Origin of the sequence: Streptomyces sp. PA03-6a, assembly GCF_033792765.1 — a bacterium.
Taxonomy (GTDB): Bacteria; Actinomycetota; Actinomycetes; order Streptomycetales; family Streptomycetaceae; genus Actinacidiphila.
The window spans coordinates 53,604-75,831 of sequence record NZ_JARAVK010000004.1; the positions used below are offsets into that span (position 1 = coordinate 53,604).

At 71.3% G+C, this 22,228-nt stretch carries 13 protein-coding genes and 1 pseudogene; 6 read left to right on the forward strand and 8 right to left on the reverse strand.

Going from position 1 to position 22,228, the window contains the following annotated elements; genetic code table 11:
* Window positions 1-335: 335 nt before the first annotated feature.
* Both PV350_RS01850 and PV350_RS01855 read right to left on the reverse strand, forming a co-directional pair.
* Window positions 336-902: a hypothetical protein gene (locus tag PV350_RS01850; protein ID WP_500332606.1), complete on the reverse strand. Its 567-nt coding sequence runs from the start codon at window positions 900-902 to the stop codon at window positions 336-338.
* 451 nt (window positions 903-1,353) lie between these two features.
* Complete coding sequence (locus PV350_RS01855; RefSeq protein WP_500332607.1) at window positions 1,354-3,582, reverse strand: carbohydrate-binding protein; 2,229 nt, start codon at window positions 3,580-3,582, stop codon at window positions 1,354-1,356.
* Window positions 3,583-3,964: 382 nt separating this feature from the next.
* Between PV350_RS01855 and PV350_RS01860 the strand changes: the two genes are divergently transcribed.
* On the forward strand, window positions 3,965-7,051 hold the full coding sequence (locus tag PV350_RS01860) for a carbohydrate-binding protein (protein WP_500332608.1): 3,087 nt from the start codon (window positions 3,965-3,967) through the stop codon (window positions 7,049-7,051).
* 85 nt (window positions 7,052-7,136) lie between these two features.
* Here the strand turns inward: PV350_RS01860 and PV350_RS01865 are convergent, their stop codons facing one another.
* Window positions 7,137-8,045 (reverse strand): LysR family transcriptional regulator, encoded by a 909-nt coding sequence (locus PV350_RS01865; protein ID WP_500332609.1) that lies wholly within the window; start codon window positions 8,043-8,045, stop codon window positions 7,137-7,139.
* A gap of 100 nt (window positions 8,046-8,145) precedes the next feature.
* Between PV350_RS01865 and PV350_RS01870 the strand changes: the two genes are divergently transcribed.
* The gene (locus PV350_RS01870; protein ID WP_500332610.1) at window positions 8,146-9,201 is read left to right on the forward strand and encodes an NADP-dependent oxidoreductase; all 1,056 of its coding nucleotides are present in this window, start codon (window positions 8,146-8,148) and stop codon (window positions 9,199-9,201) included.
* Here PV350_RS01870 and PV350_RS01875 read toward each other — a convergent pair.
* A pseudogene (locus PV350_RS01875) lies at window positions 9,161-9,364 on the reverse strand (glucose-6-phosphate dehydrogenase); the annotation flags it as partial. The gene PV350_RS01870 and the pseudogene PV350_RS01875 overlap by 41 nt on opposite strands.
* Window positions 9,365-9,535: 171 nt before the next feature.
* Here PV350_RS01875 and PV350_RS01880 point away from each other — a divergent pair.
* Together PV350_RS01880 and PV350_RS01885 are read left to right on the forward strand one after the other, a co-directional pair.
* Window positions 9,536-10,261: an ABC transporter ATP-binding protein gene (locus PV350_RS01880; RefSeq protein ID WP_500332611.1), complete on the forward strand. Its 726-nt coding sequence runs from the start codon at window positions 9,536-9,538 to the stop codon at window positions 10,259-10,261.
* Window positions 10,258-11,949, forward strand: a complete 1,692-nt coding sequence (locus PV350_RS01885) for a hypothetical protein (protein WP_500332612.1) — start codon at window positions 10,258-10,260, stop codon at window positions 11,947-11,949. The genes PV350_RS01880 and PV350_RS01885 overlap by 4 nt, the downstream gene beginning before the upstream one ends.
* A 97-nt stretch (window positions 11,950-12,046) precedes the next feature.
* On the opposite strand, the gene zwf is transcribed toward PV350_RS01885, so the two are convergent.
* The 3 genes from zwf to PV350_RS01900 all read right to left on the reverse strand — a co-directional run bounded on the left by zwf (window position 12,047) and on the right by PV350_RS01900 (window position 15,506).
* A complete protein-coding gene (gene zwf / locus PV350_RS01890; RefSeq protein ID WP_500332613.1) occupies window positions 12,047-13,504 on the reverse strand; it encodes a glucose-6-phosphate dehydrogenase in 1,458 nt (485 codons plus the stop codon).
* A 7-nt stretch (window positions 13,505-13,511) separates the two neighbouring features.
* Window positions 13,512-14,543: a phosphogluconate dehydrogenase (NAD(+)-dependent, decarboxylating) gene (gene gnd / locus PV350_RS01895; protein WP_500332614.1), complete on the reverse strand. Its 1,032-nt coding sequence runs from the start codon at window positions 14,541-14,543 to the stop codon at window positions 13,512-13,514.
* Between the two features lie 351 nt (window positions 14,544-14,894).
* A complete protein-coding gene (locus tag PV350_RS01900) occupies window positions 14,895-15,506 on the reverse strand; it encodes a hypothetical protein (protein WP_500332615.1) in 612 nt (203 codons plus the stop codon).
* Between the two features lie 351 nt (window positions 15,507-15,857).
* Here PV350_RS01900 and PV350_RS01905 point away from each other — a divergent pair, with 351 nt between their 5' ends.
* Both PV350_RS01905 and PV350_RS01910 read left to right on the forward strand, forming a co-directional pair.
* Entirely contained in the window at window positions 15,858-19,838 is a 3,981-nt protein-coding gene (locus PV350_RS01905) for a metallophosphoesterase (RefSeq protein ID WP_500332616.1), read from the forward strand.
* Between the two features lie 112 nt (window positions 19,839-19,950).
* Window positions 19,951-21,090, forward strand: a complete 1,140-nt coding sequence (locus PV350_RS01910; RefSeq protein WP_500332617.1) for a HupE/UreJ family protein — start codon at window positions 19,951-19,953, stop codon at window positions 21,088-21,090.
* A gap of 36 nt (window positions 21,091-21,126) precedes the next feature.
* Here PV350_RS01910 and PV350_RS01915 read toward each other — a convergent pair whose 3' ends face one another.
* Window positions 21,127-22,215 (reverse strand): DNA polymerase III subunit beta family protein, encoded by a 1,089-nt coding sequence (locus PV350_RS01915; protein ID WP_500332618.1) that lies wholly within the window; start codon window positions 22,213-22,215, stop codon window positions 21,127-21,129.
* Between the last annotated feature and the right edge of the window lie 13 nt (window positions 22,216-22,228).

Here is a 22,228-nt window from a genome sequence, read left to right on the forward strand (position 1 = left end):
ACCGCGCCGCCAGACGCGGTGAACGGGAAGGCCGAGCAGCCTCAAGCGTCGTAACCGGCTGACAGCGAGGAACGACGAGGACGCCGCGGACGGATACGGACGGCTGTATTGCTCTGGACGGCACAAGACCCAGGTCGGGAACCCATCTCCCGACCTGGGCCTTGCCTTCTGGAGCGCGTGATGAGAATCGTTGCGAGCGTGAGGACGGGGAGGTGCCGCAGTCGGAGATCGCGCGGGGCTGGGAGCGGCTCGACGGCTGCACGGTGTCTCCTCGACGGCGCCGCCGGTCCGTGATCTTGTAGCGGCCCTTGCTGCGGCGAGCCGCGATCGAAGTCCTACGAAGGGCCGACCTGGCTGGTGCACGTGAACGGCTCGTCGATCCAGTAAGTATCGTGCTGCTTGTCGTAGACGATCGGGTACTTGGTGGTCGGATCGCAGAGCTTGCCGATCTGGGCCTGGTCCGCAGAACTGATGGTGAACCAGTACTTGTTGGTGTCCGGGCCAACCCCCTGGCATTTGTAGAAGAACCCCTTCATGCCATGACCGAACACGTCGTCGCGGAAGTTGGCGGCCAGCTTCTTGTTGAGATTGATGTTGTCGCAGTCGGCCTTCATACCCTTGACGCTGGTGGTCTCGGCCGCCGCGGTCGTATATCCCTTGGCCGTGTGGGTACCCGACGCCGTCCAGGTCCGTGCAGGCAGAGAGATCTGCTCGGCGACCTGGGCGAGCAACGGGCTGCCGGGTGCGGCCGCCTCGGCCCGTGTCGTGGTGCCCGCATCCGCAATATTGCCGGAGTGGGAGCATCCGGCGACGGCGACACCGGTACCCAGAGCCGCCAGCAGGAGGGGTGCGATCCGGATCCCGTTTCGGACCAGGGATGAGGATGTCACGATGCGCTCCATTCCGGGCAGGCCCGGCGGGCGACTGCCGCCCGGGTACCCGATCGCACCCTAGCCATTCGGGCTTGTGACCGGTGGGATCGACGGCCGGTCGAGGTTCTTCTCCACTCGGTCGACCCAGACAGGCTGGATTGCTGCACCGCCGCCCCCCGGCGCGGTGCAACAGCAACACCACCAGCGGTGTCATCGGGGCCGCGCCGGTTGCTTCCCGCCGTAGTCCGCGAATGGCAGGTGGCCGAGGGAGACAAGGAAGCGGAGTCCCAGTACTTCGACCGCTGGGCCGAGCACGCCCCTGAGCCTCCCGCCCACGTGAAGCCACAGGCAGGAGGCTGAGGGGTCGGGGAGCATTCATCTGCCAGGTGTAGCCACGCCCCCGCCGGCGCCGCGATGTCCGGTGGCGGCCCGCCGTCATCCCCGCCGGTAGCCGGGGAGTGGCGGCGGGCTGCCGGGGGCGCTACGACAGGCGGAGGTAGTCGATGTTGAAGCCGCCGGTCTCGCAGAAGAGCCTGACCGTCTGGTCGCCCGCGACGAGGCTGACCGGTACGTGCACGGACTGGTAGGCGGCCCAGCCGCCCGTGTCCGGGACGGTCACCGTGGCCAGGGGGGTGCCGGTGGCGTCGCGGAAGGTCAGCGCGTCCGGGACGGGGGCGCCGGTGCCGGTGGCGACGCGGAGTTCCAGGTCGTACGTGCCGGCGTTCGGGACGTCGACGGCGTAGTCGAGCCAGTTGCCGGGGGCGGTCCAGCCGACGTTCGCGCCGCCGCTGGCGGCGGGGTTGGTCTCGATGAAGTTGGCCCCGCCGGCCGTCCAGCCGTGCTGGGCGGCGTAGGACTCCGCTTCGACCCGCACCCCGACCGGCGCGCTGTGCGGGCGCACCGTCACGTGCAGGGTGACCTGGGCGTGCGCCGTGCCGTCGGTGACGACCACCGTCACGTCGTTCTCGCCGGCCACGGTCGGGTTGAGGGTCACCGTTCCCGTGGTGGGGCTGACGGTGACGCCGTCCGGGAGGTCGGTGGCGTAGAAGGCGAGCCGGTCGCCGTCGCGGTCGGTCGCCTTGAGCGGGACCTGCACCGTGCTGTACTGGTCGGCCACCACGTCGGGCACGGGGGCCAGCACGGGCGCCCTGTTGTGCGGGGGTCGGGGTATGCGCTGCTGCCACCGGTAGGTGGCGTACGAGTTCGCCGGGACCTTCACCAAGAACGACTTGTTGGCGAGAACGACCCGCACCGTGGTGTCGGTGCTGTTGGCGTTGCCGAGGACCGCGACGAACTTGTCGGCGCCGTGCCGGTAGACGACGTTGCTCACGCCGCCCTCCGTGGTGCTCGACTCCAGGCGTACGTCCCCGGGTGTGAGGTATTTGGCGAACTGTCCCATGGTGTAGAGCTCGTCGCGGACGGTGAAGTCCCTGCTCGTGGTGTTCACCTTGACCAGGCGGTCGGGCCACTTGGTCGTTGCGGCGACTTCCTCCCAGTCGATGTTGTTGTCCCGTGCGGGCGTCCAGTGCAGCGTGCCACCGTCCTGATCGGTGGTCTGCGCCCACATGACGTAGGAGCTCGCGTCGAGGCGGAAGTAGTTCAGGATCGTGGCCGCGGACAGGTCGCTGGTCTCGGTCATGTGGACCGGCTTGCCGGTCTGCTCGAACGCGTCGCGCATGACCTTCGGGTCGCCCCAGTAGGGGTGGAAGGCCACGGCGTCCGTGGCGTTCAGGACCTGCTTGCCGGTCACGGACCCGTCGGGGGCGTCGTTGAAGATGCGGTAGTAGTTCTTGGTCGCGGTGCTGTTCGGGTCGCGCCAGTCCCAGAAGTTGAAGTCGTGGACGTACAGGCCGGTGTTCAGTCCAGCCTTGTGCAGGGCCTTCTTGATCGCGATGGCGAGCTTCTGCTGCTGGGCGACGCTGATGTCCATGGCCGGGTAGACCACGTCCATGCCGGGCTCGTTCAGCAGGGTCAGGGCGTCGACGCGGATCCCGTGCCGGGCGTACGCCTGGACGAACTTGACGTAGTAGCGGGCGAAGACGTCGATGCAGTCGTCGCGCAGCTTGCCGACCTGGTAGTAGTCCGTCGTGCTTCCGGGCTTGAGCGCGACCTCGCCCGTGAACCGGTTGTTGGTCTTCATCCACGCCGGGGCGCTCCACGCGGACGCGAAGAACGTGGCCTTGGGGTTGTAGCGCTGGATCAGCTTGATGGTGTCGACGATGTGCAGGTCGATGTCGCGCTGGATGGAGAAGTACTTCAGCCGGAAGTCGTCGGTGACCCCGGCGGGGAGGTCGTCCTCCGACCAGAAGGGCAGGTGCTCGATGAGGTCGGGGCTGCCGATGGTGAGGCGGAACCGGTTCAGGCCCGCCCCGGTCTTCGGGTCGACGAGCAGCCGGACGGCTTCCTCACGCTTGGCGGGGGTGAGCTTCCACAGGTTGGAGACGCTGGTTTCGTCGAGGGAGAAGCCGATGCCCGAGTATTTCTGGCGGGTGGTGCTGGGGTCGACGACGACGGTCGCATCGGTGGGGGTGCTCGTGCTGCTGGTGTCCGCGCTCGGTAACGACTGCCACGCGTGGGCGGCCCCTGTGGAGTAGGTGCCCGTTACGGAGTTGGGGCCGTGGTGCGGTACGGCGGCCGGGGCCGCTGACTCCGTGCCGGCGAGAACGACCAAGGTGAGAGCCGCGGCTGCCCCGATGAGGGAACGTCTCACGGTGCCTTCCTTCCTGAGGGGGTACCGGGTCGTGCGGGGTCCCGATCCCGCGCGGCCCGGCTGCTGACAGGGGTTCGCTCCGGATGCGCGAGCAGATCGAAACAGCCTGTCGGTGTTCTGTCAAGACATGAAAAAAGGCGTGAAGAAAGTGCCTCCGGGCTTCGTCAGTGGGATCCCCAAGGTGCGCGAGCTGCCCGTATGCCTGCAGTGGTGCCAATCTTGCATGGGTGTGCCGAGAATTTGCTTGGCGTGTTCAGAACCTTGCGGGGTCTGGTGTCGATCTGTACGTTCGGGGCGCCGGTTCTCCACGTTCCTGAAGGAGCCTCAGATGCGGGCGATCCCCAGACCTTCCCGCGGCAGTCGCCGCGCCGGGCGCAGGTTAGTGACGATCGCTCTCGCCGCGGTCGGCGCCTTATGCGTGCCGGCTGTGTCGGCCGTACCGGCGGGCGCCGCGTCCCATCGCGCCCCGGCGGCCGAGGCCTCGGGCGCCGCCGCCGCGACCGGCGCGTCGACGCCGTTCGGGATCTACGAGGCCGAGGCCGGCACGACGGGCGGGGGCGCCACCACGACGACGCTGACGGCGCCGCCCGCGACGCAGTACTCCAGCGCCGCCCTCGAAGCGTCCGGCCACTCCTACGTGCACCTGGGCGGCACCGGGCACTCCGTCCAGTGGACGAACACCACCGGGGCGCCCATCAGTTTCCTCAACGTCCGGGCCAGCCTCCCCGACTCCGCCTCCGGCGGCGGCTCGACCTCGACGCTGAACCTGTACGTCAACGGGGTCTTTCGGCAGGCGCTCAACCTCAACTCCAAGCAGACCTGGGTCTACGAGGGCAACAACAACTACAACACCAGTGACAACCAGAACCCGGCCGACGGCAATCCACGGGTCTTCTGGGACGAGTCGCACGCCTTCGTCACCGGCGCCCCGATACCGGCAGGCGCCACGTTCTCACTCAAGAAGGACGCCGCCAACAGCGCGGCTTTCTACGATGTGGACTCCGTCGACGTGGAGAACCCGCCTGCGCCGCTGACCCAGCCGGCGAACTCGATCTCCATCACCAGTTGCGGTGCCGTCCCGGACGACACCCCGACCAACGGCGCGGCCGCCCCCCAAGCCGTCGACAGCCGGGCCGCGATCCAGAACTGCATCAACCAGGCCCAGTCGCAGGGCAAGACCCTCTGGATCCCGCAGGGCACCTTCTACGTGAAGGGCACCACCGGCCTGACCGCGCAGGGGATCCGCATCGCGGGCGCCGGCATGTGGTACAGCACGGTCTACCGCGACGTGCCGGTCCCCAACAGCACCCCGCTCGCGGCGCTGTTCAACCTGACCTCGTGCACGGTGGAGAACTTCCACGTCGACGCCAACGCCGTCAGCCGCAGCACCATCGGCGGCGACGGCGGCGCGATGGACACCACCGGCACCAACTGGGTCGCCGACGGCATCTGGACCCAGCACACCATGTCCGGCTTCTGGGCCTCGGGCACCGGCGGCACCGTCCGCGACAGCAGGCTGACGGCGATCTGGGCGGACGGCATCAACGTCAACAACGTGTCACTCGGCGCCGACACCGGCAACAACCTCACCGTCACGAACAACTTCGTCCGCGGCACGGGCGACGACGCCATCGCCATCAACTCCGTCCACTACAACACCAACGGCGACGGCTCCCAGACGTTCTACCAGCCGATGACGAACGTCACCGTGAGCGGCAACACCTCGATCGCACCTTGGGGCGGCAAGGGCATCGGGATCTACGGCGGCAGCGGCCACCACGTGAGCGGCAACTACATCAGCGACACCGCCCGCTACATCGGCCTGGGCGCCGGCCGGTTCGGTGTCAACGGCAGCGACCTGCTGTCCGCGACGGTCTCCGACAACACCGTCGTCCGCTCCGGCGGGAACGCCTACAGCCAAGGTCAGCCCGCCCTCCACATCGGCAACGGCGGCGACGGACAGAACACCGGCATCGTCGACAACGTCACCGCCACTGGCAACACCGTCGTGGACTCGCTCTACGACGGGATCGGCTTCTCCACCTCGACCGACACCCTGCTGCAGAACAACACCGTCACCACCCCCGGCCGCAACGGCATCGCGATCTCGCCCCCGTTCTACCCCGCGCCCACCGGCTCCGCCGCCATCACCGGTAACACCGTCACCGGTCTGCACCCCGGGGCCACGGCCTTCGTCAACAACTCCGGCGGCTTCACCGCCACACTGAGCGGCAACACCTGGGAGCCCCCGGCGCCCGAAGGCCCCTACGGCGGCACCCCCGCGGCGATCCCCGGCACCGTCCAGGCCGAGAACTACGACACCGGCGGCCAGGGCGTCGCCTACAACGTCACCAGCGTCAACGGCAACGCCAACGGCTACCGCGCCGACGGCGTCGACCTCGAAGCCACCTCGGACACCGGCGGCGGCCACAACCTCGGCTGGACCAGCGGCGGGCAGTGGTTCCGCTACACCGTCGACGTCGCCACGGCCGGAACGTACAACGTGGGCCTGCGTCTGGCGGCCCCCGCGGCGGTGACCGGTGCGCTGCACCTGTCCAGCGCCTCCGGCGCCAACCTCACCGGCGCCGTCGACGTACCCTCCACCGGCGGCTGGCAGACCTGGGCCACCGTCACGGCCCGGGTCACACTGCCCGCAGGCCGCCAGATCCTCACCCTCAACCAGGACAACGGCGGCTGGAACCTCAACTCCCTCACCTTCACGGCGGCGGGAAGCCCCCCGCCGGCCAGCCTCTCGGCATCCCCCGCCTCGCTCACCTTCGGCGGCCAGGCGCTGAACACCACCAGCGCCGCGCAGTCCGTCACCGTCACCAACTCCGGTGCCGTCGCCGCCTCGATCTCCTCGATCACCGTCGGCGGTGACTTCGCACAGACCAACACCTGCGGCTCGTCCATCGCCGCCGGAGCCTCCTGCACGATCAGCGTCACCTTCACCCCGACGGCCTCCGGCACCCGCACGGGTACGGTCACCGTCTACAGCAACGCGGTCAACAGCCCGACCACCATCGCGCTGTCGGGCACCGGAACCGGCGGCGAAGGCGTCAACCTGGCCGCGGGACGGCCGACGACCGAGTCGGGCCACACCGATGTCTACCCCTCGTCGAACGTGACCGACGGCTCCCAGTCCACCTACTGGGAGAGCGTCAACAACGCCCTTCCGCAGTGGGTGCAGGTCGACCTCGGGTCGGCGCGCAGCGCGTCCAGGATCGTGCTGCAACTGCCCGCGGGCTGGGGAGCACGGACCCAGACCCTGTCCGTGCTGGGCGGCACCGACGGCACGAACCTCGCCGCCGTCAAGGCCTCGGCGGCCTACACCTTCGACCCGGCGACCCACAACACCGTCACGATCACCTTCCCCGCCACCACCCAGCGCTACTTCCGCCTGAACATCGGCGCCAACACCGGCTGGCCGGCCGGACAGATCTCGGAGTTCCAGATCTGGGCCACCTGATCGCCCCTCGGGCTCCCCGCTGGTCGCTCCCGCCCCCGGACGCTCCCCTGCGTCGGGTGGCGGGGGCGCCCGTGTCCCCGTTCAGTCAGCGCGTAACGCCGGTTCCACTCGGGGTCGCCGCCCGCAGCTCCCTCACCAAGGCGCGCACGACGGCGGATCCGGCCAGTTCGGACGTGGTGACATAGCCGACCCGGCGGGTCGGGCGGGCGGGGCCGAGGTCGGAGATCTCGACGGAGTCCGGTGCTCCGACCAGGGAGAGCGCCGGCATGATCGCCATCCCGTGGCCTCCGCTCACCAAGGACAGCACCGCGCCATCGTCCTCGGCCTCGACGGTCGCTTGCGGGATCCAGTCCTGCGCGGACCACCACGCGCGGGTGTACGAGCCGCAGTTCTCGGCCCAGTCGACCAACGGAAGCGAACGCGGAGCGGCGTGACCCCTCGCGTGCACCAGGGCGTACGGCTCCTCCAGGAGTCCGCCCGCGACCAGACCCGGTGGAAGCGGTACGGAGCCGCCCAGGGTGGCAAGGGCTATGTCGGCCTTCCCGTCGGCCACTTCGCCCGCGGTGCCGCGCCCCACCTCGCGTACGATCCGCACCTGCGGCTCGATCCCGGGGTGCCGGGCGCGCAGCCGCCGCAGCACAGGCGGCAGCAGGTGGAGAGCCGCGCTGCGGAAAGCCGCGATCCGCAGCGGCCCCTCCGCGGCGTCGGGCCGGCCCGCGCCGCGCGCCTCGACGGTCAGAACGTCCAGCAGGCGGAGGATGCGGCGGGCGTGCGCGACGGCCTTCTCGCCGGCAGGAGTGGGGCGGGCGCCGGTGCGGCCGCGCTCGAAGAGGACGGCCCCGATCTTGCGCTCGCTGCCGCGCACCGAGTGGGAGACCGCGGACTGGGTCAGCCCGAGGGTGCCGGCCGCGGCCGAGAAGCCGCCGGTGTCCGCGACCGCCACCAGGACGCGCAGTTCGTGCGGGGCGAGATCGGACTCGGTCGTACGGGCCACGGGGCGTTCACCTCAGCGTATGAGAGCTGCTCATGGAACGGTGCGTCGCATGAGCCCAACCGCCTGTCCGGGCGGCGCATTCCCGCCCTACCGTCCGGTCATGAACGAGACCGCGCTCACCGTGCACCAGACCGCCCGCCCGCACGGCTTCCCCACCGCCGGGCACTTCGCCGTCGTCGAGTCCACGCTTCCCGAGCCCGCGGCCGGCAGCGCGCTCGTGGAGAACCTCTACTGGTCCGTCGACCCCTACCACCGCGAGATGATGGACGACATGCCCGGCGGCTTCGAGCTCCACGCACCACTGGAAGGCCGCACCATCGGGCGGGTGACCGCCTCGCGCACGCCTGCGCTGGACGAGGGCGAGATCGTGTTCCACTGGCAGGGCTGGCGTACGCACGCGGTGGTCACGCCCGAGGAGATCCGGCGGCTGCCCCGCTTCGACGGAGTGCCCCTGACCGCGTACTTGAGCACCCTCGGCGGCACCGGCCTGACCGCCTATGTGGGCCTGACCCGGATCGCCCGGCTCCAGGAGGGCGAGGACCTGTTCGTGTCGGCCGCCGCCGGCGGCGTCGGCACGGCGACCGGGCGGTTCGCCAGACTGCTCGGCGCCGGACGGCTCGTGGGCAGCGCGGGCTCGTCGGCGAAGGCCCGACACCTCATGCGGGAGGTGGGCTACGACGCCGTCTTCGACTACCACGACGGGCCCGCCGCCGACCTCCTCGGCAAGGCCGCGCCTGACGGCATCGACGTGTTCGTCGACAACGTCGGCGGCGAGCAGCTGGCCGCGGCGGTGGGAGCGCTGCGCGAGTTCGGGCGCGTCGTCCGCATCGGCACGATCAGCCAGTACAACACCCCCGACGCGCCGCCGCCGCTCTTCAACCACGCGGACATCGTGGAGAAGAGCATCCGCATGGAGGGCTTCCTGGTCCGCAACTACCGCGACCTGCAGGACGAGTTGTACGAGTTCGCGGTGCCGCATCTGCAGAGCGGCCGTCTCGCCCTGGACGAGACGGTGGTCGACGGTTTCGAGCACATCGTGGACGCGTTCCTGGGAATGCTGCGCGGCGAGAACACCGGCAAGATCATCGTGCGGGACCGCACGCGAGCCCCGCGGCTCACCTGCGGTGGGGAAGGCTCCAGTGGTGCGGTGCGATGAGCCGGCGGACGCTGTCCGGGCCCCAGGAGCCCGGGGCGTAGAGCCCGACCGGGGGCGGGTTCTCCAGCAGCGGGGTGGACGCCTCCCACAGGCGCTCGATGCCGTCGGAGCGGGTGAACAGGGACTGGTCGCCCAGCATCGCGTCCAGGATGAGGCGCTCGTAGGACGGCGACCTCTCACAGACGGACTCGCAGGCGCCCTGCACGCGGAGTGACCAAGGACACCCAGCGGCCCCCGGGCCGGGCGGAGCGTGGAGAATGGCCGGGCCGCTCCGGGCCGTCGTCCCGAGGTCGAAGCGGGGACAGCGTTCGTGGTTGACGAGAGGCCCGGCGACATGGGTGCACCACCATTGCTAGAGCTCAGCGGCGTCAGCCGGGTCTACGGCAAGCGCACCGCGCTGGCCACCATGAACCTGCGACTGCGGTCCGGGAAGTGCGTGGCGCTGCTCGGCCACAACGGCTCGGGCAAATCGACGCTGCTGCGCATAGCGGCCGGCCGGGACAGGCCGAGCACCGGCGCCGTGACGTTCGACGGCAAGCCGATGAACGAGAACGACCCGGCGGTCCGGGCCCGGGTGGCGGTGGTCGGCGACACCGCGGCCTGTTACCCCGACCTGACCGTGCGCGAGCATCTGCAGCTGGTGGCGGTGGCCCACGGGGTGGAGGACGCCGGCGACTGGATCGGCCACGTCATGGCCGAGCGGAAGCTGACCGACCACGCCGACGCGCTGCCCGGCGCACTGTCCTCCGGGCAGCTCCAGTCGCTGCTGCTGGCCTCCGCGATGGTCCGGCCGCGTGACCTGCTGCTGCTGGACGAGCCGGAACAGCGACTGGACCCGGGCGCGCGGCGGCAGCTCGCGGACCTGATCAAGAAGGAGACCGCGGAAGGCGTCGCCGTGCTGCTGGTCACACACCACGGAGAACTGGCCCGTGCGGTCGCCGACCGGGTGCTGGTCCTCAGCGACGGCAAGGTGGTGGCCGACGGCCACCCGGACAAGGTGCTCGCCACCGGCACCGACGGACTGACCTGGCTGGCCGAGAACCCGGACGGTGCCCGGTGACCACCCTCGCCGAGGAGACCGAGGGGACCGGGGAGCACTCCGCGGCCTGGTCCGAGGAGGACGACTGGACGCGGGAGACGCTGCGGCTGGTCCGTGACCTGCGCACCCCGCACCGCCGCAAGAGGACCGGCCAGATCGGCTACACCGTGTACTGCGTGGTGCTGCTCCTCGTGGTGTGGGGAGCACTGCCGAGCATGGGGCTGTTCCTCGAGAAGTCGATGGGCGCCGACTACTCCGGTCACGGACCGGCGATCCTGGCCGCGCTGCCGGCCGGGTCCTGTGCGCTGGGGCTGGGATGGCTGCTGGTCGCGGCCTGGGACGCCCAGTGGCGTGGGCCGGTGGTGCCGCCGCGGGAGACCGTGGACTGGCTGCTGGCCCAGCCGGTGGACGTCGCCCGGGTGCTGCGGCCGTGGTTCTGGGGGTCGGCCGCGATCTCCGGCGGAGCCGGGCTGCTGGTCGCGGCGATCGGCATGGTCGCGCTGGGCCTGACGGTCGGTGTGGGGCTGCCGGCCGCGTTCGGCTGGTGCCTGCTGGGCGGCTGCGGTCTGCCGCTGCTGGCGACCGCGCTGGCCATCGCGGTGGAGGGCAGCGAGCGGGTGGCCCGCTGGGCCCGGCTGGCTACTCCGTACGTCGGTATGGCGGTGCTGGCGCTGGTGGCGCAGACCGTGCTGGCGGTCAGGGGCGACCGGCTGCCGGGACTGGAAAGGGTGGAACTGTGGTCCGGGCCCTGGGGCTGGGCCGGGCTGGCCGCGCTGGCCCCCACGCCGGCCGCGTTGCCGGGCGGCTGGGCCGCGGGCATCCTGCTGGCGGTGGTGGTGGCCGGCGCACTGGCCGCGGCACACCGCTTCGCCGGCGCGCTGTCCTTGTCCGCGGTACGGCGGCGGTCGCGGACCGCGACTGGCGTGATGGCCGCGCTGCGCACGGTGGAGTTCCGTACCGCGCGGCAGGCGGTGGCCGGGGTCACCGGCGGGGGCCGCTCGGCGCGATGGCGGTTGCCGGCGCCCCGTCGGTCGGAACTGGCCGTGCCGTGGCGGGACACGCTCGCGCTGCTGCGGACTCCGGGCCGGCTGGGCCGGGCAGTGGTGCTGGGGGTGCTTGCGGTGCTGGGCGCAGTGCTGGCGGCCTCGGCGCACGGCGGGACGGGCGTGACGGCGGCGCTGGCCTCACTGGTGTTCGGCTACTGGTCGCTGACCCAGCTGCTGGAGCCGGCCCGGGTGGAGACCGACGACACGCGGCGCGGATCGTGGGCGCCGTATCCCTACCGGGGCCTGATGCTGCGGCACACGGCGGTGCCCGTCGTGCTGGGGCTGGTGGGCGCGCTGGTGGCGGCGGGGGTGCTGGCCGGGGAAGGCGTGGGGGCCCGTGCGTTGCTGGCACCGGCTCTGGTGCCGCCGCTGGTGGGCGCTTCGCTGGTCAACGCCTGCCGGGGGGCGACCAAGCACCATCTGCTGATGTCGTCGGCCCAGTCCCCTGCGGGTGGCATGGGCCCGGTGCTGTTCCTGGGCTGGTACGGCGCCGGGGCGCTGGCGGCGCTGGTCACGCTGGTCGTCCCGTTCCTGACCGCGCTGCATTCCGGCTCGGCCGCCTCGATCGTCACCGCCGTCGTGGCAAGCGGCATGGTGACGGTGATCATGGTGCGCTGGGCGGTCATGCGGATCGGGAACCTGACGGCTCCCTTGGCGGACTGACCGGGGTGCCGGTGGCGGCCCCCGACGGGTGGCCGGGGCCGTCTGCCGACTGCCCGGCCTCCGGCCACCGCACGCCGGGCAGCCGGCCGCCCGACGGTCACTTGTGGTGGGGAAGGCTCCAGTGGTGCGGCGCGATGAGCCGCCGGACGCTGTCCGGGCCCCAGGAGCCCGGGGCGTAGAGCTCGACCGGGGGCGGGTTCTCCAGCAGCGGGGTGGACGCCTCCCACAGGCGCTCGATGCCGTCGGAGCGGGTGAACAGGGACTGGTCGCCCAGCATCGCGTCCAGGAGGAGGCGTTCGTAGCCCTCGAGCGCGTGCATGGTGTTGAAGGAGTCGGCGTAGCCGAAGACCATCTCCGCGGTGCTCAGGCGCATGGCGGGGCCGGGTTCCTTCACCAGGAAGGAGGTGGTGATGCGGCCCGGGTCGTCGAAGTCGATCACCAGCGCGTTGCTCCGGGCCTCGGAGCCGCCCCGCGCGGCCAGCGGGAACATGCGCAGGGCCGGTTCCCGGAAGCCGAGGGTCACGACGTGCCGTGCCTCGCCGAGGGACTTGCCCGACCGCAGGTAGAAGGGCACCCCGGCCCAGCGCCAGTTGTCGATCCCGACGCGCAGGGCGACGAAGGTCTCGGTGTCCGAGGCGGGATCCACGCCCGGCTCGGCCCGGTACCCCTCGTACTGCCCCCGCACGACATGGGCAGGGTCGATGGGCTGAAGCGACTCGAAGACCTTCTCCTTCTCGTCCCGCAGGGACTGTGCCTGGAGCGCCGTGGGCGGCTCCATGGCCACGAATCCCAGGAGCTGGAAGAGGTGGGTGACGATCATGTCCCGGAACGTGCCGGTGCCCTCGAAGAACTGGGCGCGGCCCTCGATGCTGATGCTCTCCGGCACGTCGATCTGCACGTGGCTGATGTGGTCGCGGTTCCAGACCGGCTCGAAGAGGCCGTTGGCGAAGCGCAGGGCGAGGATGTTGTCGACCGACTCCTTGCCGAGGAAGTGGTCGATGCGGAAGACCCGGGACTCGTCGAAGACGGCGTGGATGGACGCGTTGAGCGCGCGGGCCGAGGCGAGGTCCGTGCCGAAGGGCTTCTCCACGATCACCCGGGCGTTGTCGGAGAGTCCGCTCGCCCCGAGCGTCTCGATCACGGAGGTGAAGGCGCTCGGCGGCACCGCGAGGTGGAACAGGCGCCGCGGGCTGCCCCCGATGGCCTGCTCGGCCTCCCGTACGGCCGCGAGCAGCGGCCCGGCTGCGCCGGGATCGCACGCGCCGAAGGACAGGGCGGCCTCGAACTCCTCCCACGCACGGCCCTGGGGCTTCGACCGGCCGAACTCGGAGACCGCCTCCCGCGCGTGCTTGCGGAAGTCCTCGTCGCTCAGCGTGCTCTTGGCGGGCGCCGAGCCGACGATCCGGTAGCGGGCCGGCAGCAGCCCCGCCTTGGCGAGGTGGAAGAGACCGGGCAGCAGTTTGCGGCGGGCGAGGTCGCCGGTCGCGCCGAACAGCACCACCACGTGGTCCTCGGGGACCGGGCCGTGACCGGGAGAGGAGGAACGATGGGACACGGCGCCTTCACCCGCTCTTCTCGGCGTGGCCGCCGAACTCGCCGCGCATCGCGGACAGCACCTTGTCGCCGAACTCGCCGAGTCCGCGCGACGCGTACCGCTCGGCCAGCGAGGCGCTGATGACGGGGGCGGGCACGCTCTCGTCGATCGCGGCCTGGACCGTCCAGCGGCCCTCTCCGGAGTCCGAGACCCGGCCGGTGAACTGGTCCAGCTGCGGTGAGCGGGCGAGCGCGTCGGCGACGAGGTCGACCAGCCAGGAGCCGATCACCGAACCGCGCCGCCACACCTCGGCGACCTCGGCCACGTCGATCTCGTACTGGTACGCCTCGGGCTCGCGCAGCGGCGCCGTCTCGGCGTCGACGGCCCTGCGGCCGAGCCCCGCGTCCGCGTGCCGGATGATGCTGAGGCCTTCGGCGATGGCGGCCATCATCCCGTACTCCACGCCGTTGTGGACCATCTTCACGAAGTGGCCGGCGCCGCTCGGCCCGCAGCGGAGGTAGCCCTCCGGCGCGGTGCCGTCGGACCTGGTCCTGCCAGGCGTGGGCTCGGCGTTCCCTCGGCCGGGCGCGATGGTGCGGAAGATCGGGTCCAGCCGCGCCACCGGCTCGTCCTCGCCGCCGATCATGAGGCAGTATCCGCGTTCGAGGCCCCAGACGCCGCCGGACGTGCCGCAGTCGACGTAGTGGATCCGATGCGGGGCGAGCTGCCGGGCGCGGGCCATGTCGTCGCGGTAGTAGGAGTTGCCGCCGTCGATGACGGTGTCGTCGGGTTCCAGCAGCGCGGTGAGCTCGTCGAGCGTCGACTGCACGACCCCCGCCGGGAGCATCAGCCACACGTTCCGGGGCGGCGCCAGCTTCTCCACGAACTCCTGGAGCGAGGCGGCGGCCGTCGCCCCCTCCTTCTCCAGTTCCAGCATGGCGTCGCGGTTGAGGTCGTGGACGACGCACGGATGGCCGTCGCGCATCAGCCGGCGCACGAGATTGGCGCCCATGCGGCCGAGCCCGATCATGCCGAGTTGCACGGGTGAGTCAGTGGCCATCCGGTTTCCCCGTTCCTCGGCGGCCTCTACGGGCCGAAGGTCGTGTGGGCCCACGTCTCAGGGCGGCTCCCTGGAAATCTACCCATGCGCGACATTTGGTGCGACGAGAGGAACGCCGTCCGCCGGCCGGGGTGCGACGGGCGAGGCAGGTCGTGACCTGCGGTCTCCGTGCGAGCCGGGAGTTCCGCCAGGTGCTGGGCGCGGACGCCGCGCTGCGCCGTCCCGGTGATGGGAGGGGGTTCCCGAGGCGGTACCGCCACGTCCTCGGATCCGGCCGTCGCCCACCGGGCGGCCGGGTCGCCGCGGACAGAGCGGTGGCGGTCTCGCCGCCGCCCTGCCCGGCGGCGTGCGTCAGCGCGCGACGGCGCAGTTCCGCCAGGCCGTGGCCAGGGCCCGCGGGATCTGCGGGATGGCGCGGCAGCCGCTCTCGCTCGCGGGGAAGCCGTCGGTGGCGACGTAGGTCCAGTTGGTTCCCGAGGTGGCGCGGAAGTACTTCATGGCGCTGCCCTCGTCCTGCAGGTTCACCAGCTCGCCCTCGGTCGCGCCCTGGGTGGGCTGGAACTGGGTGGCCGCGTAGCGGACGGTGCCGCACTGACCGAAGAAGAACCGCTGCGGCTCCGGCTCGATGTGCACGAAGCGCGGGAAGCCGCGCTGGTACGCCCGTGTCACCGCGGCCTTGACCTCACCGCTGACGGTCAGGTTGCGGCAGCCGGGGACGGAGGCGGGCGCCTGCCGGGTGCTGGGGGAGGTCGCGGGGGTGCTGGAGCGGGGCGACGGTGTGGTTGCCGAGGGGGACGTGACGGAATCGGACGGCTGGGCCGAGGGAGAGCCGGACGCTGATGCCTGTGCCGTGACCGACGCGTCCGGCGAGGGGGAAGTGGCCGGACCGGCGGCGGTGTCGGACCCGGAGGAGTCGCTGCACCCCGTCAGCAACAGGATCCCGCCCAGCAGTGCAGCCGCCATTGAGACACCTCTGAAACCGGACAACGTGACGCTCCTCCTCGGTTGACGAACCTCATGCGCACCCCGCCGTGCCCCACAGCCGGTGATCCGCTCACCCCTCACTACTCCGCCGGACCGTGGCCGGGTTGCACAGGCGGCCGGATCAACGATTGCAATTCCGCATACGCGTCCGCCGTGCAGCCATATGTCCGGATCAGGTGACCGGCCCCCGCGGGGCCAAGGGGACACCTTCCGCTGGTTGTTTACGTTTGCTTTACCTGCGTTCACCTCCGCTGGCCAAGATCCGCCAGGGGCATGCCACCTCTCGGCACCGGCGTGCCCCTCACCTTGTGGCGATCGGAAGGACAGCTGGTGATACGGCCAACACAGCGGCTCAGGCGGCCCGGTGGCGGATCGGCGGGGCAACGGCTCGCGGGGGCGGCGCTCGCCGCGCTGCTCCTGCTGAGCGGGAACCTCACCGGGGCGTACGCCGAGACCGGGGCGGAGAAGCATCCGCCGGGGCACGACCAGACGGCGGACGCCACGAGCCTGCCGGCGCTCACCCCCGGGGACGGCGCGTACCTGGAGGGCACGGAGAAGGTCGCGGCCACGCCCACGCTGGCCGGTGACTCCGTCACACGGCTCGCGGTCGACGGCAAGGCCGTGGACGCCGAGCGGACGGTCGGGACCTCCCGGCTCAGCTTCGACGTCGGGTCCAACTCGACGGAGGCCCGCTACCACAACCACGTCCTGGTCAACGGAGACTACCGGGCCGACATCGGCGACCTCGTCAACCAGCGCGGCACGATCGAGATCCCCAACGACGAGCTGGTCAAGGGCGAGAACAAGGTCGAGATCCTCGCCGGCACCGTCGACAGCTCCTGCGGCACCAACTTCGACGACTTCGTGCTCTCCGACATCAGCCTGGACCTGCTCGGCGAGGTCGCGGACGGCGAGGAGAACGAGTACACGTACTCCTTCGGCGACGGCAGCTGCGGCACCAACACCACGCTGCTCACCAAGGCCACGCTGACCTTCTTCGTCCTGGGCGACCCGCAGCGCACCACCGGCCTGCGCGCCGACCTGGACACCACCGGGCTCGCCAACGGCGCGCACGCCCTCACGGCGACGACGACCTCGGGCAAGACCGTCAAGAACACCGTGACGGTGAACAACGCCCCCGCGGGCGCCCCCCGGCTGCTGCCCAAGGACGGCACGCTGGTGAAGGGCCGCCAGCCGGTCTTCGCGAACTTCCCCGCGGGCGCCGAGGGCGAGCCCACGACGCTCACCGTCGACGGCAAGGAGCCCGCCACCGCCGCCAGTCTCGGCAACGGCGCGGCCACCTTCTCCTTCGACGTCGGGTCGAACTCGATCGACGACAGGTACGACAACCACCTCCTCGTCAACGGCAAGCGCATCGACCTGGGCGGCACCTGGGTCAGCCAGCGCGTCGACATCGCCGTCCCCGCGCGCTTCCTGGTCCCCGGTGACAACACGATCACGGTCGTGACCAGCGCCTACAAGGAGAGCTGCGGCAACAACCGCGACGACTTCGACATCTCGGGGCTCGCGCTCGCCCTCGACGGCGGCACCGTCACCGGCCACGGCATCGCCGACTCGTACGCCATGGGCGACGGCAGCTGCGGCAACAGCGACACCCGCCTGCGCGAGGCCGACCTGCACTGGACGATCGACGCCCCGGCCGTGCACGTCTCACCGACCCTGGGCTCGGGCAACGCGACCCTCGGCTTCACCGTGGGCACCAACTCGATCGAGGCCCGCTACCAGAACCACATCCTGGTCAACGGCCAGAAGCAGGTGCTCGACGCCGACTTCGTCAGCCGGCACGTCGGCCTGACGTTCCCCAACGAGTGGCTCGTCCCCGGCTGGAACACCATCGACTTCGTCACGGGCACCTTCCCGACCTCCTGCGGCGACAACCGCGACGACTTCGCCGTCTCCGACATCACCCTGACCCCGGCGAACGGCACCGCCGCCGGCCGGATGCTCAAGGGCTCGTACGGCTTCGGCGACGGCAACTGCGGCGACAACGTCAACCCGCTGACCGAGATCGACCTGGAGTTCTTCGTCGATGGCCCTGCCCAGGGCCTGTACGCCGACCTCGACACCGCCAAGACCGCCGACGGCAAGCACACCCTGGCCGCGACGTCGAAGAGCGGCAAGACCGCGACCCGCTTCCTGGTCACCGACAACTCCGCCCCCACGGTGGCGTCCAGCGTCCCCGCCGCCGGACAGCGGATCACCGCCTCGGTCGTCCTCGACGTGCGGCTCCAGGACCTGTCCGGCGTCGTGAAGGGCCCGGACGTCACGCTCGACGGCAAGCCGGTCGAGCCCGGCGCCGCGGTGGGCCCCGGCCTGTCCGCCGGCGAGCACACGCTGAAGGTGTCCGGCACCGACGGCGTCGGCAACACCGGCACCCGCGAGGTGACGTTCACCTCCGCCGGCGTCCCCGACGCCCCCGCCGACCTCACCCCGAAGTCCGGCACGACCGACGCGGGCGGCAGCGTGAAGCTGTCGGCCACGGTGGCCGAGCCCGACGGCGGTGACGTGACCGCCACGTTCTCCGAGACCGAGATCATCACCCCGGACCACGTCTACCAGGGCACGGCCACGTCCGTCCCCACCACGCTCAAGGTCAAGGGCGAGAAGAAGGTCAAGGCCGCCGGCCTCGCGCCCGCCGACGGCAGGACGCTGCCCGCGCCGGCCGGCCCGGACGTCACCTTCCAGCGGTACGACGTGAAGGTGAAGGGCCACGTGGACGCGCCGGTTCTGCGCTGGGAGGGCGTCATCGACCCCGAACGGCTCGCCGCGCTGCGCGTGTGGAACACCAGGACCGACGCCTGGGACGTCCTGACCAGCGCCCGCGGCGCCGTCGAGGGCAACACCGTGCTGACCGCCGTCGTCGACCGGAAGTACGTCGACCGGCAGCAGGTCCACGTCATGGTGACCGGCGAGGACCCGTTCGCCGACGACATCGACGCCGGTGACCCGGACCGCTTCGCCGACCCCGCCTCGTACGACTTCTCGATCGTCCACTACACCGACACCCAGTACCTCTCCGAGGGCGCGGTGGAGCAGGAGACGCCCGAGGAGCGCGCGGTGTGGGAGAAGGCGTACGGCGACGTCTCCCGCTGGATCGCCGCCAACAAGGACCAGCGCAAGATCGCCTACGTCGCCCACACCGGCGACATCATCGAGAACAACATCCGCAAGCCCGCCGACGAGGCCACGCAGCGCCAGATCACCGGCGAGCTGGAGCTCTCCTCCAAGCAGCAGAAGATCCTCGACGACGCCGGGATCCCCAACGGCGTGATTGCGGGCAACCACGACAACCAGTCGGGCACCGAGAACGGCCCCGGCGCGATCTACAACAAGTACTACGGCCCCGACCGCTACCAGGCCCTGTCCAAGGGCTGGAAGCACGCCGAGTACGGCGGCCCCTGGCGGCCCGGCGACAACCAGAACCACTACGACCTGTTCTCCGCCGGCGGCCTCGACTTCGTCGTGGTCGGCCTGTCCTACGGGGTGACCCGCGAGGAGGCCGAATGGGCCGACTCCGTCTTCAAGCGCTTCCCCGGCCGCAACGGCATCCTGCTCTCGCACGACTACCTCGCGCCGAGCGGCAACGCGAACGGACGCGGCGCCCCGTTCTCCGCGCCCGACGGCTCGATGCTCTACAAGACCGTGGTCCAGGACAACCCGAACGTCTTCCTGATCCTCGCCGGTCACGAGCACGGCGTCGGCACCAACGTGAAGCCCAAGGTCGGCGAGGTCGAGCACGACGTCGTCGAGCTGCTCGCGGACTACCAGTTCTACACGGTCTCCGCGGACCGGCTCGGGCTCACCGAGATCGGCGGCTACCAGCCGGACGACCAGCTCCAGTTCGGCGCGAGCTTCTTCCGGATGCTGCAGTTCGACGTCAAGCGCTCGGAGGTGACGGTGGACACCTACTCGCCGCTGCTCGACGAGTTCGGCGCCACCGAGTACGACACCGACCACCGCTACGACGGCACCGAGGACAACATGGTGCTGCCGGTCGACCTCACCAGCCGCAAGACGGCCTTCACGACCGACTCGCTGGCGCTCTACGACCCCGTGAGCGTCATCGGCAAGGCCAAGGCCCGCTCCGGCGAGGTCGCCTCGGTGACCTGGCGGGGGCTCAAGCCGGGCACGACCCACGCCTGGTTCGTCACGGTGCGCTCCACCGGCGGCGGTGTCAGCGCCTCCGAGCCGGGCGTCTTCGTGACCAAGGACGCCCACGGCCGCCCCGGCACGTGGGGACCGGACGCGCCCGCGTACCCGTGGTTCGCGCCGTCCACCGGCCGGCGGTGACCGGCTGACACGCCGGTAGGACCGCAGGCCCGCCCACGCCCGCCGTCCCGGACCCGACCGGTCCGGGACGGCGGGCCGCCGCCGTTCACCCCCCACCCAGAGGACCGACCTCATGCGTTGCACCACCGCGCCCCGGCTCTTCGCCGTGCTCCTCGCGGCCCTCGTCGCCGTGCTCGCCGCGGCCCTCGCCTCCGCCGCACCGGCCGCCGCGCACGACGCGACCTCGAAGGCGTACGTCGAGGTGAAGGGCACCGGAAGCCACGTGGAGGCGACCCTCGACCTCGAGTACGACCTGCTCATGAAGTCGGCCTGGCTGTACGAGGAGGCGTACGGGGCGCAGGGCCGGACCGAGCAGCTGCACCAGCTCCAGACCAACGCCGACGCGGTGCACGAGTACGTCACCGGGCGCTTCGCCGTCGGCCACGAGGACGCCGCCTGCTCACCCCGCCCCGCCCGCGACGCGGACGTCCACACCCGCGGCACCCGCCCGTACGCCGTCCTCACCCTGGTCTACGACTGCCCGGGCGGCGCCGGCGGCACGTACACCGTCTCCAGCGCCCTCTTCCCCGACGCCGAGAGCTTCGTGCACAGCACGCAGACGATCGTCCACTACGACATCGACGGCCGGCGGGGCTCCCAGGTGCTGACCGCCGCCGAGCCCACCCTGGAGACCACCGGGCACCACGAATCCCGGCAGATCACGGACTTCTTCCTGCTCGGCATGGAACACCTGCTGTTCGGCCTCGACCACATCCTCTTCCTGCTCTCCCTGCTCATCGGCGCCCGCGGCCTGCGCGACGTCGTCCTCGCGGCGACCGCCTTCACCGCCGCGCACAGCGTCACCTTCCTCCTGGCGGCCATGGGCCTCGTCCACGTCCCCGGATCGGTCGTCGAGCCGGTCATCGCGGCCTCCATCGCCGCCGTGGCCCTCGCGGGGCTCCTCCTGCGCAACCGCGAGGCCACCGGCCGCTGGCGGCTCCCGGTCGTCTTCCTCTTCGGCCTCGTCCACGGCCTGGGCTTCGCGGGCGCGCTCGGCATCGACGAGAGCTGGTCCTGGGAGCTGCTGCTGTCACTGCTCAGCTTCAACGTCGGCATCGAGGCCGTGCAGCTCGGCATCATCGCGGTCACGTTCCCCCTGCTGGCCCTGCTGCGCCGCACCCCCGCCCACCGCTGGGCGCTGCCCGCGATGACGGCTCCGATCGTGGTCGTGAGCGTCTACTGGTTCTGCGAGCGGGTGGCCGTGCCGGCGTGACGGGGTGCGGCCGCCGGGCCGGTTCCCCGGAAGCGGTCAGGCTTCCAGGCGGACGGGCATCAGGACCGAGAAGGCGCCGTCGTCCTCCGCCCGGCGGATCGTCAGGGGCGCGGTGGGGGCACCGAACTCCAGCACCAGCTGGTCGCGGGCTCCGGCGGCCAGCGCCTGGAGGAGGTACTCGCGGTTGACGGCGACGTCGTCCGGGCCCTCGTCGCCGTCCTCGCACACGCTCACCGTGCCGTCGCCCGCCACCGTGAGGACGCTGATGTCGGGGGACTTCCCGTCCTGCTCCCGCGTCTCGCCGGCGCGGACCGGTCCGGTCTCCAACGCGGTGCGCAGCGCCGCGACCTCGACGAGGACGCGCCGGCCCTCCGGCAGGCGCACGATGCGGCGGTAGTCGGGGAAGTCGTGGTCGAGACAGCGGCCGGCCGCCTGACGGTCGCCTGCCGCCAGGGCGACACGGTCACCGTCCACCGTGAGCTCGACGGACGTCTCGCCGCCGGCCAGGAGCGCCCGCATGGCGTCGGCGAGCGGGGACGGCACGACGACCTGGCGGCGGGGCCCGTCGTGCCCGGTGGCACCGGTCTGCGCGACGGCCATCCGGTACCGGTCGGTGGCCACGACATGGAGCGTCCCGCCGTCGATGTCGAACAGGACCCCGCCGAGCACCGGCAGTTCGGGATCGGTCCCGGCGGCGAAGCGGACCGCGTCGAGTGCGGCGGCCAGGTCCGGCGTGGGGACGGCCAGGCGGACGGTGCCGGTAGTGAGGGGCGAGGACATGGGGTTCTCCTTGCGGTCGAGTAGTGCGCGGATCGCGGAGAACTCCACGCGGGCGTCGGACAGACCCCGTTCGAGGCGGCGCAGTTGCGCCTGCAGCAGTTTCCTGACCAGGTCGGTGTCGGCACTGGACCAGCCGGCCAGCACCAGGCGGATGTCCGCCAAGGGCATGCCGGTCCGGCGCAGCCGTGCCAGCAACCGGGCCTCTTCGAGCTGCTCGGGGCCGTACCAGCGGTAGCCGCTCGACGGTTCCACGCGGGCCGGGACCAGGACCCCGGCGCCGTCGTAGAACCGCAGCGCGCTCACGCCCAGGCCGCTGTCCCGGGCCAGCTCACCGATACTGCGCATGTCGTTCTGCACA

What these genes read in the sequence shown, in the direction of transcription:
- PV350_RS01900 (WP_500332615.1), bottom strand. Translation starts at nt 15,506, where the DNA reads ATGGCGGCTGCACTGCTGGGCGGGATCCTGTTGCTGACGGGGTGCAGC.
- PV350_RS01880 (WP_500332611.1), top strand. Translation starts at nt 9,536, where the DNA reads ATGGGTGCACCACCATTGCTAGAGCTCAGCGGCGTCAGCCGGGTCTAC.
- PV350_RS01870 (WP_500332610.1), top strand. Translation starts at nt 8,146, where the DNA reads ATGAACGAGACCGCGCTCACCGTGCACCAGACCGCCCGCCCGCACGGC.
- PV350_RS01850 (WP_500332606.1), bottom strand. Translation starts at nt 902, where the DNA reads ATGGAGCGCATCGTGACATCCTCATCCCTGGTCCGAAACGGGATCCGG.
- PV350_RS01915 (WP_500332618.1), bottom strand. Translation starts at nt 22,215, where the DNA reads ATGCGCAGTATCGGTGAGCTGGCCCGGGACAGCGGCCTGGGCGTGAGC.
- gnd (WP_500332614.1), bottom strand. Translation starts at nt 14,543, where the DNA reads ATGGCCACTGACTCACCCGTGCAACTCGGCATGATCGGGCTCGGCCGC.
- PV350_RS01910 (WP_500332617.1), top strand. Translation starts at nt 19,951, where the DNA reads ATGCGTTGCACCACCGCGCCCCGGCTCTTCGCCGTGCTCCTCGCGGCC.